This window comes from Pseudogemmobacter sp. W21_MBD1_M6 (assembly GCF_052119585.1).
Lineage (GTDB): Bacteria > Pseudomonadota > Alphaproteobacteria > Rhodobacterales > Rhodobacteraceae > JBGQOJ01.
Genome location: NZ_JBGQOJ010000033.1, coordinates 16,933 through 31,307 on the forward strand (window position 1 = coordinate 16,933; position 14,375 = coordinate 31,307).

General features: G+C 53.7%; 17 protein-coding genes and 1 pseudogene. 13 read left to right on the top strand and 5 right to left on the bottom strand.

Annotation, left to right across the window (positions count from 1 at the left end; all coding sequences use genetic code 11):
• Positions 1-151: 151 nt before the first annotated feature.
• Positions 152-889 carry a hypothetical protein gene (locus ACEN2R_RS19060; RefSeq protein WP_442044301.1) on the bottom strand — a complete coding sequence of 246 codons (738 nt, stop codon included), beginning with the start codon at positions 887-889 and terminating at the stop codon, positions 152-154.
• On the opposite strand from ACEN2R_RS19060, the gene ACEN2R_RS19065 reads away from it, so the two are divergent.
• The 8 genes from ACEN2R_RS19065 to ACEN2R_RS19100 all read left to right on the top strand — a co-directional run bounded on the left by ACEN2R_RS19065 (position 830) and on the right by ACEN2R_RS19100 (position 7,837).
• Positions 830-1,000 (top strand): glycosyltransferase, encoded by a 171-nt coding sequence (locus tag ACEN2R_RS19065; RefSeq protein WP_442044328.1) that lies wholly within the window; start codon positions 830-832, stop codon positions 998-1,000. The genes ACEN2R_RS19060 and ACEN2R_RS19065 overlap by 60 nt on opposite strands.
• A gap of 337 nt (positions 1,001-1,337) precedes the next feature.
• Entirely contained in the window at positions 1,338-1,475 is a 138-nt protein-coding gene (locus tag ACEN2R_RS19070) for a hypothetical protein (RefSeq protein WP_442044303.1), read from the top strand.
• Positions 1,476-1,613: 138 nt separating this feature from the next.
• Complete coding sequence (locus ACEN2R_RS19075; protein WP_442044304.1) at positions 1,614-1,928, top strand: hypothetical protein; 315 nt, start codon at positions 1,614-1,616, stop codon at positions 1,926-1,928.
• Positions 1,929-1,985: 57 nt separating this feature from the next.
• On the top strand, positions 1,986-2,834 hold the full coding sequence (locus tag ACEN2R_RS19080; RefSeq protein WP_442044305.1) for a flagellar motor protein MotB: 849 nt from the start codon (positions 1,986-1,988) through the stop codon (positions 2,832-2,834).
• A gap of 99 nt (positions 2,835-2,933) precedes the next feature.
• Complete coding sequence (locus tag ACEN2R_RS19085) at positions 2,934-4,235, top strand: flagellar hook protein FlgE (protein ID WP_442044307.1); 1,302 nt, start codon at positions 2,934-2,936, stop codon at positions 4,233-4,235.
• A 30-nt stretch (positions 4,236-4,265) separates the two neighbouring features.
• Complete coding sequence (flgK, locus tag ACEN2R_RS19090) at positions 4,266-5,723, top strand: flagellar hook-associated protein FlgK (protein WP_442044309.1); 1,458 nt, start codon at positions 4,266-4,268, stop codon at positions 5,721-5,723.
• 78 nt (positions 5,724-5,801) lie between these two features.
• Positions 5,802-6,734, top strand: a complete 933-nt coding sequence (locus ACEN2R_RS19095) for a flagellin (RefSeq protein ID WP_442044311.1) — start codon at positions 5,802-5,804, stop codon at positions 6,732-6,734.
• Positions 6,731-7,837 (top strand): flagellar basal body P-ring protein FlgI, encoded by a 1,107-nt coding sequence (locus ACEN2R_RS19100; RefSeq protein WP_442044312.1) that lies wholly within the window; start codon positions 6,731-6,733, stop codon positions 7,835-7,837. The genes ACEN2R_RS19095 and ACEN2R_RS19100 overlap by 4 nt, the downstream gene beginning before the upstream one ends.
• Before the next feature lie 24 nt (positions 7,838-7,861).
• Here the strand turns inward: ACEN2R_RS19100 and fliP are convergent, their stop codons facing one another.
• The 4 genes from fliP to fliF are packed head-to-tail and all read right to left on the bottom strand — an operon-like array spanning position 7,862 to position 11,143.
• Positions 7,862-8,608: a flagellar type III secretion system pore protein FliP gene (gene fliP / locus ACEN2R_RS19105; protein ID WP_442044314.1), complete on the bottom strand. Its 747-nt coding sequence runs from the start codon at positions 8,606-8,608 to the stop codon at positions 7,862-7,864.
• 3 nt (positions 8,609-8,611) lie between these two features.
• Positions 8,612-8,911, bottom strand: coding sequence for a FliM/FliN family flagellar motor switch protein (locus ACEN2R_RS19110; RefSeq protein ID WP_442044315.1), 300 nt, complete (start codon positions 8,909-8,911; stop codon positions 8,612-8,614).
• Positions 8,904-9,500 (bottom strand): flagellar biosynthesis protein, encoded by a 597-nt coding sequence (locus ACEN2R_RS19115; protein ID WP_442044317.1) that lies wholly within the window; start codon positions 9,498-9,500, stop codon positions 8,904-8,906. Before ACEN2R_RS19115 ends, ACEN2R_RS19110 begins: the two co-directional genes overlap by 8 nt.
• Positions 9,500-11,143: a flagellar basal-body MS-ring/collar protein FliF gene (gene fliF / locus ACEN2R_RS19120; protein ID WP_442044319.1), complete on the bottom strand. Its 1,644-nt coding sequence runs from the start codon at positions 11,141-11,143 to the stop codon at positions 9,500-9,502. The genes ACEN2R_RS19115 and fliF overlap by 1 nt, the downstream gene beginning before the upstream one ends.
• 125 nt (positions 11,144-11,268) lie before the next feature.
• Between fliF and ACEN2R_RS19125 the strand changes: the two genes are divergently transcribed.
• The 5 genes and pseudogenes from ACEN2R_RS19125 to ACEN2R_RS19145 all read left to right on the top strand — a co-directional run.
• Positions 11,269-11,760, top strand: coding sequence for a flagellar basal body-associated FliL family protein (locus ACEN2R_RS19125; protein WP_442044321.1), 492 nt, complete (start codon positions 11,269-11,271; stop codon positions 11,758-11,760).
• Positions 11,761-11,769: 9 nt separating this feature from the next.
• Positions 11,770-12,135 (top strand): hypothetical protein, encoded by a 366-nt coding sequence (locus ACEN2R_RS19130; protein WP_442044322.1) that lies wholly within the window; start codon positions 11,770-11,772, stop codon positions 12,133-12,135.
• Between the two features lie 62 nt (positions 12,136-12,197).
• The gene (locus ACEN2R_RS19135) at positions 12,198-12,722 is read left to right on the top strand and encodes a MotE family protein (protein ID WP_442044324.1); all 525 of its coding nucleotides are present in this window, start codon (positions 12,198-12,200) and stop codon (positions 12,720-12,722) included.
• A gap of 75 nt (positions 12,723-12,797) precedes the next feature.
• The gene (gene motA, locus ACEN2R_RS19140; RefSeq protein WP_442044326.1) at positions 12,798-13,667 is read left to right on the top strand and encodes a flagellar motor stator protein MotA; all 870 of its coding nucleotides are present in this window, start codon (positions 12,798-12,800) and stop codon (positions 13,665-13,667) included.
• Positions 13,667-14,375, top strand: a pseudogene (locus ACEN2R_RS19145) (hypothetical protein); the annotation flags it as partial. The gene motA and the pseudogene ACEN2R_RS19145, both read left to right, overlap by 1 nt.

Sequence of the window (14,375 nt, forward strand, 5' to 3'; positions counted from 1 at the left end):
AATCCATGGCTGGGTTCGGTTGCTTGTCAGAATGGCAACAACGGTGCCCAACGTTTGGAAGTGTCTCTATGGTTAAAGATTAGCACAAAATTTACGATTTGTCGCCAAAAAAACGGGCACCGATATTAACGGCATCTGTCGAGGCCTGCACTCAATTCATCCTGACGGCAGGGGCATCGGCACCTGAGCCAAAGCCGAAGACGGCTGCATATTGTTCTTCCAGAGGGTTCATCTGCGAGAGATCCTTTCCGAAACGGAAGGTGGTCAAATCAACCTCCTCGGCGCCGTCGGGAAGGGATACGCCGATTGCGTCGGCGACCTGCAATAGATTTCCGGTAATCTCGATCCTGATGGTATTTCCGATCTCCGCAAGGTTCAGTTCATTGGCCAGAATTGCCATAATCTGGTTCAGAAGATCGATGGTGTCCCGCGCCTTTGGGCCAAAATCGGCTGGTACAAACTCGAAGTCGAGAATGATCTGCGACGCTCCTTGTCCGTCAATCAACTGCTGGGTTCCGAAAGTGACCGTTGCCTCACCGATCAGGGGTGTGGATTTCATAATGCAGCTTTCATTCGGTTCGACTGTGGGCGTGAGTTTTGATGTTAGTTTTTTTGAGAGATTTTGCCTAACGTTTCCTGAAAAAAGCAGGTATTCTCGACAAAACAATTTATCCCCCGATTGCCAAACGGCAAACCGGCAGAAAACATGAGCAGCATCTTGAAATTTGTCATGCAGATTCCATGCCTGAACGAGGCAGAAACCATCGCAACAACGCTTGCGGCGCTTGCATGATCGGTCCCCGGTTTCGACGTTTTCGAAGTCCTCATTATTGACCACGGTTCCACCGACGACACTGTCGCTGTCGCCAGACAGGCTGGCGTCAAACATATATTAAGGCTTGGATGCAACATGGGCTTGGCCCGCGCATTTATGGCAGGCATCGAAGAATCGTTTGGTTCGGGCACCCGATCGCAGAAATCGCCAGCTTTTCACCATTGAAGAATGCTCTGCAAAAGCTTGGAAGCTGGGTAGTGCGCAAGGCATCGGGCACCGATATTCCGGACGCTCCCCGCGGGTTTCGGGCGTATCATCGGGATATTCCGGCGTCCGGCCTGAATGATGGTTTCGGTTCCGGTGTCGGTCAACGTTGTGACCCGCCCGTCAAGGCTGTTGCCCAAGGACGCAGAGGTTCTGAGGGGCGCGTATCTTCCCTATTGAGGGCCGGTTTTTTTGCCGGATTAGAAGTGGCATCGGGACAGATGCAGGTGCTGATAAGCGGATCATGCAAGGTGGTGACGAACAAGCCGGTTCGAATTGATGGTGCTGTCCTTGAACCGTGCGGGGTGGCGGTTTTGTCGCCGGGGCGCATCAGGTTCAGACGCGGGTGGACGAAAAGCATAAATTGATCTGGGCCGCAGCGGCAGAGGCGCCCGAAACGCTGCCGATCGCAGGGCCGGTCTATTCCGGGTTTTAATCTGTGACCCGCTCGCATCTTAAATTTCTAGCCCGCAAATGGCCCCCCGCAAATGGACACGGAAAACACGAATTGTGCTCTCCGCGCATGGAGCCGACGTGACGTATCCGCGCCGTGGCGGGTGGAAGGCGAAGGTCTATGCAGGGTATCCCTCTGGCCGCGGATCGGGGCGGGCTTAAGGAGGCAGTGATTGAGTGTCACGGGGCTTTTGTTGCCCGAAGCCAATGCCCGGGTCTGGTCCGTTCGCTGAACCTGCGGTTTTCCGACATTGCAGTTCTGCCAGCATTGTTGATCTTTGCGGTTCTGGCACCAGCCAACACCGCCGTGGCCGCCGTGACTTTGCAAATCACCGGCCGCGCAGTTGGTTGTCTTGTGACATTCTGGACAGCGATGGGAGGCACCTCTGCGGCGACGCTGGCTGGCGCCTGTAATCTTGACAACTTGATCTATTAAGCGGGCGTTCAGACCCTGCTGCTATTTCTGACCCTGGGTGAGTATTGAGGTGGTGGAATGGCAGCGCAAAATAGCGCACCAGTCATCATTAAGCGTAAGAAAGTCATTGCGGGCGGCGGTCACCACGGAGGGGCGTGGAAAGTTGCCTATGCGGACTTTGTGACGGCCATGATGGCCTTCTTTATGCTGATGTGGCTGTTGAATGCGACGACAGAAAAGCAACGTAAAGGACTGGCTGATTATTTCAGCCCGACGATCCCGATCGCAAGGGTGTCGGGTGGTGGCGACGGATCTTTTGGCGGTGAAAGTGTCTTTTCAGAAGAGACCTTCTCCAAGGATGGGACCGGCGCCACGGCAAAAAATCCGACTGAGTCAAATCAGGCGCGAGGGCAGACGGGCACCTCATCTGCAGAGGATGCCGTAAAAGAAAATAGAGAAGAACAAGCCCTCGAGCAGATTCAAGACCTGTTGATGGGTAAGGGAGGTGACGCGCTGGTTTCTGCAATGTTGCTAAAGCATATCGTCACACGTGTCACCGACGAAGGCCTGATCATAGAGCTTTTTGATGTCGAAGACGCCGCACTTTTTGTCGAAGGGACAGAGACGCCGACGCCCTTGATGGGCGCGCTTGTTGACATGCTGGTCAAGGCGTTTTCCCTTGTCAGAAATGATGTCGCGGTGAATGGCTTTGTTCGGGCCTATCCCATGGTCTTGAAAGACAATCCCGTTTGGGATCTTTCAGCCGCACGTGCCGGTCAGGTTCGCCAGATGCTGGAGGCGATGGGGTTCGACGCCAAACGGGTTTCCCGCGTTTCCGGATTTGCAGACCGAAAGCCTTCGGTTGCAAACCCTATGGCGATCCGGAACAATCGGATGGAGCTGATCTTGTTGCGATCCGATGTCTGAAAGGAAAAATAGGAAAAATTGTATCCGTTAGCCGCCTGTTAAGTGCTGCGCTGTAGCTGTTTGCCCAGACCGGTGGTCGATGCAGCAGAAAGGCGCAACATGACTATTTCTTCATCACTGAATGCAGGGGTTGCGGGCCTCAATGCCAATGCAACAAGGCTGGCGACGATTGCGGACAATATCGCGAACTCTGGCACCTACGGGTATAAGCGTGCAGATGCCGATTTCCATTCCATGGTGATCGACGGGAACGCAGGCAATTATTCTGCGGGTGGAGTCCGGGTGACTACGCATCGGTTGATTGACGAACGTGGGCCATTGATCTCGACCAGCAATCCTACGGATATTTCTGTCGGTGGCCGCGGAATGATCCCGGTTACAACGGCAGTGTCGCTTGGGCAGTCATCAGGTGAGAACCCGATGATGTTGATGACGACAGGCTCTTTTCGTCCTGATTCAAACGGGATTCTCACCACGGACACAGGGATGGTGCTTATGGGTTGGCCGGCTGCGGCGGACGGCACGGTTCCGCCTTTTCCGCGCGATACGGCAGCAGGACTGGAACCTGTCAGCATCAGTGTGAATCAATTCGCTGGGGACGCGACGAGCAAAATCGGCCTTGGGATCAATCTTCCGGCGACGGAAACCGGTTTTGGTTCAAGCGGAAGCGCACAAACGCTTTCGATTGAATACTTCGGCAACCTTGGAACCTCCGAAACGCTTAACTTGTCATTCTCGCCAACGATTCCAGCCCTTGGTCAATCGAACGAGTGGACAATGCAGATCAGCGATTCTGCCTCGGGTGGCGCAGTGGTCGGCGAATATATTCTGACGTTTGACGATACACGGGGCAATGGTGGCAAGCTGGCCTCTGTCGCAACGGTATCGGGTGGGGTGTATGACCCGCTTAGCGGGACGCTAAATATGGCCGTTGCGGGTGGCCCGATGGAACTTGAAATCGGCAAGATTGGCCAACCGTCCGGTTTGACGCAACTTTCGGACACGTTTGCCCCGGGATCAATCAGCAAGAATGGGTCTCCGGTTGGTAACTTGACGTCTGTCGAAATTGATCCGAACGGATTTCTTCATGCGATATACGACATCGGTTTCACACGGATTATTTATCAAATTCCACTGGTTGACGTCCCGAACCCCAATGGGTTGATGGCTCTGAACAACCAAGCATATCAGGTCTCGCCGGACAGTGGCGCGTTCTTCCTTTGGAACGCCGGTGACGGGCCTACAGGCGAAGTTGTCGGATTCTCCAGAGAAGAATCCGCCACTGACGTGGCGGGAGAATTGACCCAACTTATCCAGACGCAACGTGCCTATTCATCAAATGCCAAAGTCATTCAGACAGTGGATGAAATGTTGCAGGAGACGACAAACATCAAGCGGTAATCGGGTTGGATCAGGACGGGAGACCTCAGAATGAGCGTATCAGGCACCCTATCAAACGCCTTGTCCGGCCTGAATGCAGCGGCCCGCGCGGCAGAGATTGTTTCGAGCAATATCTCGAACGCGCTGACCGAAGGCTACGGCCGCCGCGATTTGCAGTTGTCGGCCCGAACCGTTGGCCCGACGGGCGCTGGCGTAAAGATCGACGGGGTAAACCGAAATGTTGATCAGGGCCTGCTGACCGACAGGCGGATTGTGCAGTCCAAGGTTGGTTATAGCTCTACCGTTTCCAGTTTTTTCGCCGCCATCGAAAGTGGAATTGGAACGCCGGATCAACCGGCAAGTTTGGCGGCGAAACTTTCGAAGCTCGAGGCATCCTTGATCAACGCGTCGAGCATGCCGGATGCTGAGTCTCGGCTATATTCGGTCCTCGACAGCGCTAAGTCATTGGCTGGTCAGATCAATCAGGTTTCGAACGAAATCCAATCGCAACGTATGGATGCGGATCAATTGATCGGACATCAAGTGGCAGAGGTCAATGATGCCCTGGCAAAAGTTGCGGAATTGAACCACGGCATCCTGATGGCATCGGGGTCCGGGCGTGACCCGTCTGCTTTGATGGATCAAAGGCAGCAGGTTGTTGACCAGATAAGCAGCACCATACCTTTGCGCGAAGTCGACCGAGGCAATGGACAGATTGCCCTTTTTACGCCCGGCGGTGCAATTCTGCTGGATGGAACACCCGCGGCGCTGGCGTTTCAATCCACCGGGGTGATTACCTCGGATATGACGTTCGCCTCAGGTGCTTTGTCCGGCTTAAGAATCAATGGCGTTCCCGTTGATACCAATAAGGTGAACGGGCCGATTGGTGGCGGATCCCTTTCCGCACTGTTGGCAGTGCGCGATACCCTTGCACCTGCTGCGCAAGTGCAAATCGACGCGGTCGCAAGGGATCTTGTTGAGAGGTTCCAAAGCCCGGCTGTCGACCCGACGCTGGCAAGCGGGCAGGCAGGCCTATTCACGGACGGGGGCAATGCCTTCGACCCGCTTTTCGAGACCGGTCTTGCTGGTCGTCTGAAAATCAACGCTGCGGTTGACCCTTCCTTGGGAGGCGAGATCTGGCGAATACGCGACGGCCTTGGTGCCAGCCTGCCCGGAGAAGCGGGAAACGCGACGCGGTTCTTGGCTCTTGCGGATGCTTTGACATCCCAACGTGTGCCAAGCTCCGGCGGGTTTATCGGGTCTGCGCGTTCGGCCTCGGGCCTATCGACTGACCTTTTATCCCTTATTGCGCACAAACGGCGGTCTGCAGATGCGGATCAGTCCTTTGTCGCGGCGCAATTGGACACTCTTCGGACGCTCGAACTGCAAAATGGGGTCGATTCAGATTTTGAAATTCAGCAACTGCTTCTGATCGAACGGGCCTACGCGGCAAACGCAAAAATGATTCAAACAGTTGACGATATGATCCAGACACTTTTGGGGCTTTAAGGTATGTATTCGCAATCAATCGGAGATCAGACGCGTGCCTTTCAAATGGCGAGGTCTAACAATCAGCTTAAGACCCAGATGGACCGTCTGGTCGCCGAATTATCAAGCGGCCGAATAAAAGATGTATCCGAGGCGGTGAACGCAGATTTTACGGAGCTGGGCAGCATTGAGGCCACACTCTCGCGGTTGGATGCGTATGCGGTTTCTTTGGCCGAAACCGGCGCGCATGTTTTGGCGGCGCAGACGGTCCTTGGGGCAGTTCAGGACATCTCAAGCGGGTTGGGGCCGTCATTTCTTTTAGCCGGAAATACAGCCAATCCAACGCAGATTCACACCGCGGCAACGGACGCAAGGCAAAACCTTGAGACTGTCGTTTCCATGCTGAACACGCAGGTTTCCGGCCGCAGTTTGTTTGCCGGAGTCGCGACTGATCGTCAGGCGCTGGCCTCATCTGACGAAATCCTCGAAAATGTCCGGATATCACTTGCCGGGGTATCAACAGCCGAAGACGTTGTTGGGGTTGTGAATGCTTGGTTCGAAAATGGAGGCGGGTTCGAGAACCTGATTTATTTAGGTTCTCAAACTCCTTTGGGTGACCGATCTATCGGGCCGGGCGAAACGGCAGGGATGCCGCCACCTGCCACTGATCCTGCGATCAAAGACGTGTTGAAGGGATTGGTGCTTGGCGCACTTGCGGCAGAGGGTCTTCCGGGCCTTGATATCCAGGGGAATACCCGGCTTGTGCAAGAGGCAGGCACGGTGCTTTTGACGGCAGAAGGCGGTTTGTCCAACTTGCGCGCTAGCATCGGAGCAACCGAAGCGCAAATAGAGGGCGCAACGGCGAGGAGTGTCGCTGAGAGAAGCGCCCTGTCCCTCGTGCGGAATGGAATCCTGGCGTCGGACCCCTATCAGGCCGCGTCGGAGCTGGAGCAGATCAGCAGTCAACTTGAAACGCTTTACGCGATGACCTCTCGGCTGTCGCGCCTTAGCCTTGCGGACTACCTGAGATGAAAAAAGTATTCCTGATTTTTGCTGCCATACTTTTCTGCATTCCCGAGGGCGGCGCCGCTGGCCCCATCCGGATCAAGGACCTTGTTGAATTTGATGGCGTAAGGGGCAATGACCTTGTGGGTTATGGTTTGGTTGTTGGCCTGAATGGCACCGGTGACGGCATTCGAAATGCGCCCTTCACCGAAGAAATTATGTCCAATATCCTAGAGCGCTTGGGCGTCAATATTACCGGAGAGCAATTTCGACCCAAGAATGTTGCAGCTGTTTTCGTGACAGCAACTTTACCGCCTTTTGCGCGTGTCGGCAGTCAGATCGATGTTACGGTTTCGGCCATTGGGGACGCTAATAGTTTGCTTGGTGGCACCTTGATCATGACACCGCTCAATGCTGCCGATGGCGAGATTTACGCAGTGGGTCAGGGCACGATTATCGCGGGTGGGGCGTCTGCGACCGGGGACGCTGGCAGTGTCGTTCAGGGCGTGCCCACTTCTGGCGGCATTCCGTCCGGTGCAAGGATAGAGCGTGAAATCAATTTCGATTTTGCAGGCCTCACTTCGGTTCGCCTGGCGCTGCGGGCGCCAGATTTCACCACGGCAGAGCGGATCGAGCGGGCAATAAATAATGAATTCGGTCGCCCCACAGCGATCATGCTGGATGCCGGGACTGTCCAATTGGATATTGCGGCTACGCGTATGCCGTCACCGGCTCATGCACTTGGCCGTGTGGAAAACATTCTGGTGCAACCCCAGATCAAGGCGCGGGTCGTTGTCGATCAGCGTTCTGGGACAATCGTGATGGGCGAAGATGTTCGTGTTTCAAGGGTTGCGGTTTCCCAAGGTAATCTGACCTTGAGAATCGAGGAGCAACCTTTGGTTGTTCAGCCTAATCCATTTGCAGCAGGTGAAACCGTTGTAGTTCCCCGGACCGATACTGCTTTGCAAGAAGAACCTGGTATCGGGTTGGCGGAGGTGGCAGGCGGCACGTCCCTGTCTGAAGTGATTGCCGGACTGAATGCTCTGGGGGTATCACCTCGTGACATGATCGACATCCTAACAAGCATCAAAGCAGCCGGGGCCCTTCATGCAGAGTTTATTGTGCGCTAAGGGCGGATAAATTGTGGTGGCACCTTAAAAGTAACTTCGCACCAAGGCCCCCGAGATCAACGTCCAGCCGTCCGCGACAACAAAAAAGGCCAGTTTGAAAGGAAGGGATACGATCGCCGGCGGCACCATCATCATGCCCATTGACATGAGAATGGCGGCGACCACCAGATCGATAATAAGAAATGGCAGGAAAATCAGGAACCCGATTTCGAACGCTCTTTCAATTTCGCTAAGCAGGAAAGACGGAACAAGGACAGATAAAGGCGCTGCTGGCTCTAGGCCGCGGGTATCGGGTTCGGGCCTGAGATTGGCAAGCGATTCAAATGTCTCGGGGTTGATCCGCGCAGCCATGAAAATTCGAAAAGGCTCGATGCCTTTGGAAAACGCCTCTTCAATTGTCAGCTTATTCTCGATCAAAGGCGCAACACCTTTCAGCCATGATTCGGTGAAAACGGGCTCCATCACAAAATAGGTCAAAAAAAGAGCTAGGCTGATTATCAGCATATTCGGAGGAGATTGCTGCAAACCGATCTCCTGACGCAAAATAGCCAAAACAGTGACGATAAATGGAAAGCAAGTGATCATAATTGCCAGGCCCGGCACGAGACTAAGGATCGTCACCAGCATCAGAAGTTGAATGCTTCGACCAGCCAAAGACCCGTCATCGCCAAGTGAAACCGTTATTCCCTGCGCTGATGCGGGCACGATCAGCGCGATATAAATTCCTAACCCGACAAGGCAAATCAATAGAGATCTGAGAAGTGCCCGCATCACCTAAAGCCCGTTCCGCAGGTCGGCGACTTCAGTCAATCGGACTGCGAGTTGGCCTTCCTGATCTCCATCCAACTCTTGAAGCACGCCCCTGGCAATAAGTTTGTCGCCCACAAAAAGCTCTACCGGATCATCAACGCGGCGATCCAGCTGCAGGACTGCGTCAGGTCGCAGCCGAAGCAGGTCTTTGACAAGCGGACGGGCTTTTCCAACCGAAATTGTAATTTCGATAGGAACCTGAGTGAAAGGATTGATGAAAGAGGCAGGATCACGAGGGCCACCCGTGGAACCAGTATCAGCCATGCTCTTGAGTCCTTTTTCTGGTGTAAAAAAATGCGTCAACCGCGGATATGGCATCATGAAGCGCCTCGCTGACGTCGAGACGCGTTTCTGCTTCTGAAAATCGGATCACCGCCTGCCCCTCTGCCATCGAGGTCTCTTCGATGATTGTAACGGGCAGGCCTACTTGGTCCGCGATCAAGGCGTCCAGAGATGCCCGGTTCGTCGGAGATATTACGATTTCGACGGGAATATTTGCCAAAGTGGTCGCAATTTCGAGACATTTTCCTATGATCAGTGGTGCAAGCGTTGCCCGCGCCACCTCCGGAAGGAAGCCGTTGACCATTTCGCGCAAGAGCGGCTCCATTGCGCGCAATATCTGACCGTGGGCTTCGTGATAGGTGAATGACAGTTCTTGCAAGCTGTGCGAGAAATCTGCCGAAATCGTTTCATTCAGTCGAGTCACCGCAGCCGCAGAGTCTTCCCATCCGGCGGCGTAACCTTGTTCGTAGGAAGCAATTTTTGCTTCTTCAGCAGGTCCAGTTTCAGTTCCGCTTTCTTCCGTGGTGATGATCGGGTCTGAAAATTCCTCCAGGCGCAGTGACAATGCCATTAGATGCGTCCTTCTTTTTCTTCCATCCATCCGCGAAGAATTTCTACGGTTTCTTCTTGTCGGTCTTCGATCAATTGCCTAAGGCGCATCACTGGATCGGAGGCGAGCGCAGTTTGCTTGGCGCTAAGGTCCGGCGCAGTGGCCGACCCATTGCTTCTTGGCGAGACGTCCTGCATCGACGTGAAAAGCGTGGGGTTGTCATCTATCTCTCCTGACAATGCCGTCGCACTTCCGGTCGCGGGCAATCTGGCGGGCCGGTCGGGCAAAGGGATAACAGCTTCGGCAAGGCGCGCTGGTTTTGGGTTCCCAAGGATCGGTCGGACAACAAAAAGCCCCAAGACCAACGTAACGATAGCGAGAACCGAGAGCTGAATCATTGTCATTAAATCAAAGTGCACCCCATCCATAAAGGAAGATGTCGCTTGGGTGCCAAGCTCGATTACAGGCTGAAAGGCGAGAGATTTTAATGTCACGATATCGCCGCGCTTTTCGTCGAAGCCGATCGCAGACGAAACGAGTTCCTGAAGTATGGCCATTTCCTCATCGCTTCTAGGGGTCCAGACTTCGGTTCCGGTTGTGTCAACGGTTGTTATTCCGTCGACCAGAACCGCCACCGTCAGGCGCTTTGTCGCGCCGGGAACCTTGACCAACTCGCGCTTGATCTCTGAGACTTCGAAATTGATCCTCTCGCGTGTTTCCGAGTTTTGACTGGAAGACGACTGATCTCCTGACGATGCAGCGCCAGCAGGCAGGTTGCTGGCAACGGTAACCGATCCTGCGCCCGCATCATTAGACTTGTTCGTTCTTTCCTCGGTATCTGTGCTGATTGCAATTCTGGATTCCGGATCCACTTTTCTTTCCGTTATGGATTCTGATTCGGTGATGGTTTCAACGCTGACTTCAACGACCGATTTTCCAGGGCCCACCCGTGCAGACAGCAGATTTTCTACCTTTTGCTTAAGGTGGGCCGCCCGGTCATCGCCCGTTCTTGCGTCACCGGATATCTCGTCACTGGATGTCACCAGACCGCCGTCGCCGTCGATTATCGAAACATCATCGGGCGACATTCCCGCGACAGCCGATGCGACAAGATATTTCATCGCCTTTGCCTGCGCCTGCGTCAGGGATGTTCCAGTGGTTGTGACAGTGACCGACGCAGTAGACCTGATGTCCTTTTTGAACGGTTGGTTGTTGGGGCTGGAAATATGAACGCGCGCACTGCGGATATGGGGGCTGGTTACAATCGTCCGGGCAAGCTCTCCTTCTTTTGCGCGCAGATAGGTGGCGTCGAACATTTGGGAGGTTGTCCCGAAGCCAGAGAGCGCCTCCAGTAGCTCATAGCCCGACCCGTTGTTCGCCGGCAGTCCTTCGCTGGCGAGCGTCATCCGCAATTCGTCACGTGACGAGGATGCTACAAAGATTGCGCCGCCTCTAACTTCATAGACTTCGCCGCGCTGCTCAAGTGCGGCGACAACATCCCCCGCCGCCGTGCTTTCCAAGCCAGCATACAAAAGCGTCATGCCCGGGGTGGTCGCAATCCGCGATAGAGCCAGAACACCGGTAAACATGGCCAGAGTCGCCACCGCGACAATCACCCGCTTTCGCGGATCAAGCGCGGTCCAAATTGATAGCAGTTGCTGCACGACGATCCTCCATTCCGGATGGGCCTTTTACCCCCGTCAGTTCCAGAACATTCCGCGATCGGCCTTAACAATCGGTTAGTGAACGTCTGCCTATAGAGGGTGGAAGCAAATTTTTCGGTGACGAAATGGCAAACACAGAAGTGATCGATGAAGTGCCGCGGAAGCGGTCGAAACTTCCCATGATTATCGGGCTTGTTCTCGCTCTTGCCGGTGGTGCGGGCGGTTTTTTTGCGGTCCGCTCGGGGCTGCTCTTTTCCACTGACGGGCATGGAGTGGAGCCCGCAAGCGAAACCGGGAAGAACGTGGGGATTTTGCCCGACATAGCCTTTGTGCCAATTGATCCATTGATCATCAACCTCGGGCCGACAGCCCGCAATCAGACCCTTAGGTTCAGGGCCGAGCTAGAGGTTGTAAAGGCGCACGAACAAGAGGTTGTTGCAATTCTTCCACGTGTGATTGACGTGTTGAATGGTTATCTTCGCGCAGTAGAGGCGACAGAACTTGAAGATCCCAGCATCCTGATACGGCTTCGGGCGCAGATGCTTCGTCGGGTCCAGATCGTGACCGGAGAAGGGCGTGTGCGCGACCTGCTGGTTATGGAATTTATTCTGAACTAGGAGCGCTAGATGTCGATTATAGCTGATATTCTTCTTGCAGCAGGCGCGATTGGTGCAGCGTTCTATTGCCTGATTTTATCCCGGAATCTTAGCCGGTTCACAAATCTCGAGACAGGCGTAGGAGGCGCGATCGCCGTGCTGTCGTCTCAGGTCGACGATATGACAAAAACGCTGGACCGGGCGCGCGTTTCTGCAACCTCTTCGGCCAACACGCTCGAAGATCTCACGGAGCGCGCAGAACGCGTTTCAAAGCAGCTTGAGCTGTTGTTGGCGTCCATGCATGACCTGCCAACGATTGCGGACGAGCCAATCAAGCCTATGGCGCAGGAGGCATTCTTTACGCACCACAAATCACAGCCGATGGCCGCGGAATGACCTTAGGAAAGACACACAGATCCAGTCGCTCTGGCCGGAGCGTCTTGAAAGGATTGGCGGGATTGCTGCTTGCCTCTGGGCTAATTCGTATTGCAGAGGGTTTCAGCGCTGCGGTTGCCCTAGAGGGTCTGCCTGAAGCCAGCGCAGTTCATGCCAGTGACCAAATCTGTCCTGATGTTCCAGGGCTTCAGGCGGCCATGGATTCCATGAAAGCGCGGGAAGTTCGAATCAAGACGCGCGAATCGCGCTTTGAAAACAGAATGCAGGCTCTTCGCGTTTCCGAGGAGCAAATTGACCTGAAGCTAGCGGCATTGGTTGCAGCAGAAAGCGCACTTTCTGAAACACTGGCGTTGGCGGACAAGGCGGCTGAGGGTGATCTTGCGCGTTTGACCGCTGTATATGAGAACATGAAGCCGAAAGATGCAGCCGCTCTCTTTGAAGAAATGGCACCGGATTTTGCTGCGGGTTTTCTTGCGCGGATGCGGCCTGATGCAGCGGCGGGAATCCTTGCAGGACTTACTCCGCAAATAGCCTATACAATCAGCGTTGTTCTGGCGGGCCGAAACGCCAACGTACCGACAGAATAATTGATTTCCTCAGGGTTCATTAACACAACTCTGTAAATATAATTTGGTCTGTGCTCATTAGAAAGAAGGTCAGTAATGGTTGGCGTCATAGGTATTATCGTGATTTTCGTGATGGTTTTCGGCGGATATATCGCGGCTGGCGGCAAGATGGGAATCATCCTGAAATCTCTGCCCTATGAGTTTGCGATGATTGGTGGTTCCGCAGTGGGTGCCTTTGTCATTAGCAACGACGTACCCGCGATAAAACATACGCTTCACGATGTCGGAAAAGTTTTTAAGGGTGCGAAGTGGGTTCCTGCAGACTATCGAGACTTGCTTTGCCTTCTTTTTGAATTGATCAGGGTATCGCGACAAAACCCGGTTGCGCTAGAGGCGCATATAGAAAATTCGTCCGAATCTGCAATTTTTTTGAAGTATCCTAAAATTATGTCTGATCGGGAAGCCGTAGACCTTATCTGCGACACGCTCCGCTCAGCCTCCATGAACTATGATGACCCACATCAGGTCGAGGAGGTATTGGAGAAACGTATCGATGCCAATCTGCATCATTCCCTTCATTCCAGTCACGCGCTTCAGGCAGTTGCCGATGGATTGCCAGCATTGGGAATCGTAGCGGCCGTTCTCGGCGTGATAAAAACTATGGGTTCCATTGATCAGCCACCAGAGATACTTGGCAAAATGATTGGTGGCGCTTTGGTCGGAACGTTCCTTGGGGTGTTTTTGGCATATGGGTTGGTTGGTCCTTTTGCCGCCAAGCTTCAAACCGTTGTCGAAGAAGATGCACATTTTTACAGGTTGATCCGCGAGGTGTTGGTTGCGAATCTATATAATCATTCAACAAATATTTGCATCGAAGTCGGCCGACAAAATACGCCTAGCCACTGCCGCCCGAGTTATGGACAACTGGAGGAGGCGTTGAAAGACGTCAAACAAGAGGCGGCGTGATGAATCTTTTTACCCTCTTCACGCTCTTGTCCCTGTCGATCGCATCCAACAGCGCAGCTGCTGAAGAAATCGAGATTCGATCTGGCGAACATACAAATTTTTCGCGTTTAGTTTTGACTTTTGAAAAACCACCAGATTGGAAACTTGGGCGTACTTCAGGGGGGTACACGCTTCGTTTGTCAAATAATGACGCCAGTTTTGATCTAGCGCATGTTTTTGACCGCATTCCAAAAACGCGAATTGAAAACGTAGCGGGGCAGAATGCGGGAGACCTCAAAATTTCCGTAACGTGCCTGTGTTATGCTGAGGCATTCATGTTTCGGTCAAATATACTTGTTGTCGATGTGATTACAGGTGCGCCGCCGGATACCGCACAATTTGAAACATTATTGGATAACATAGACGTGGCGTCGGGTGAAATCAAATCGGCCGACATCAAATTGCCTTTGACCAGAACCGATCGGGTATTGAAACCTAGCCTTGATTTCCCCGGCAATATTTTTCGATCCGGCATAGCCGATACGGACGCCAATATGGTGATCGTACCTGAAACGCGCTTAGCTGCCGCAAAAACAGAGGTGATGCTGCAAATTGGACGAGCGGCAACGCTTGGGCTCCTAGATGCCAACATAAGGGCACCTCGATTTTTACGAGTTTTCAGCTCCACACCTCGGCGCTACCGGTTTGAAGGTGGCCGGAGACCACTGA

Excerpts from the sequence above, each read along its gene's own strand:
- ACEN2R_RS19125 (WP_442044321.1), top strand. The coding sequence starts at position 11,269 with ATGGCAAACACAGAAGTGATCGATGAAGTGCCGCGGAAGCGGTCGAAA.
- fliP (WP_442044314.1), bottom strand. The coding sequence starts at position 8,608 with ATGCGGGCACTTCTCAGATCTCTATTGATTTGCCTTGTCGGGTTAGGA.
- ACEN2R_RS19130 (WP_442044322.1), top strand. The coding sequence starts at position 11,770 with ATGTCGATTATAGCTGATATTCTTCTTGCAGCAGGCGCGATTGGTGCA.
- ACEN2R_RS19110 (WP_442044315.1), bottom strand. The coding sequence starts at position 8,911 with ATGGCTGATACTGGTTCCACGGGTGGCCCTCGTGATCCTGCCTCTTTC.
- ACEN2R_RS19085 (WP_442044307.1), top strand. The coding sequence starts at position 2,934 with ATGACTATTTCTTCATCACTGAATGCAGGGGTTGCGGGCCTCAATGCC.
- ACEN2R_RS19080 (WP_442044305.1), top strand. The coding sequence starts at position 1,986 with ATGGCAGCGCAAAATAGCGCACCAGTCATCATTAAGCGTAAGAAAGTC.
- ACEN2R_RS19095 (WP_442044311.1), top strand. The coding sequence starts at position 5,802 with ATGGACCGTCTGGTCGCCGAATTATCAAGCGGCCGAATAAAAGATGTA.
- motA (WP_442044326.1), top strand. The coding sequence starts at position 12,798 with ATGGTTGGCGTCATAGGTATTATCGTGATTTTCGTGATGGTTTTCGGC.
- flgK (WP_442044309.1), top strand. The coding sequence starts at position 4,266 with ATGAGCGTATCAGGCACCCTATCAAACGCCTTGTCCGGCCTGAATGCA.
- ACEN2R_RS19115 (WP_442044317.1), bottom strand. The coding sequence starts at position 9,500 with ATGGCATTGTCACTGCGCCTGGAGGAATTTTCAGACCCGATCATCACC.
- ACEN2R_RS19060 (WP_442044301.1), bottom strand. The coding sequence starts at position 889 with ATGTTTGACGCCAGCCTGTCTGGCGACAGCGACAGTGTCGTCGGTGGA.
- ACEN2R_RS19075 (WP_442044304.1), top strand. The coding sequence starts at position 1,614 with ATGCAGGGTATCCCTCTGGCCGCGGATCGGGGCGGGCTTAAGGAGGCA.
- ACEN2R_RS19100 (WP_442044312.1), top strand. The coding sequence starts at position 6,731 with ATGAAAAAAGTATTCCTGATTTTTGCTGCCATACTTTTCTGCATTCCC.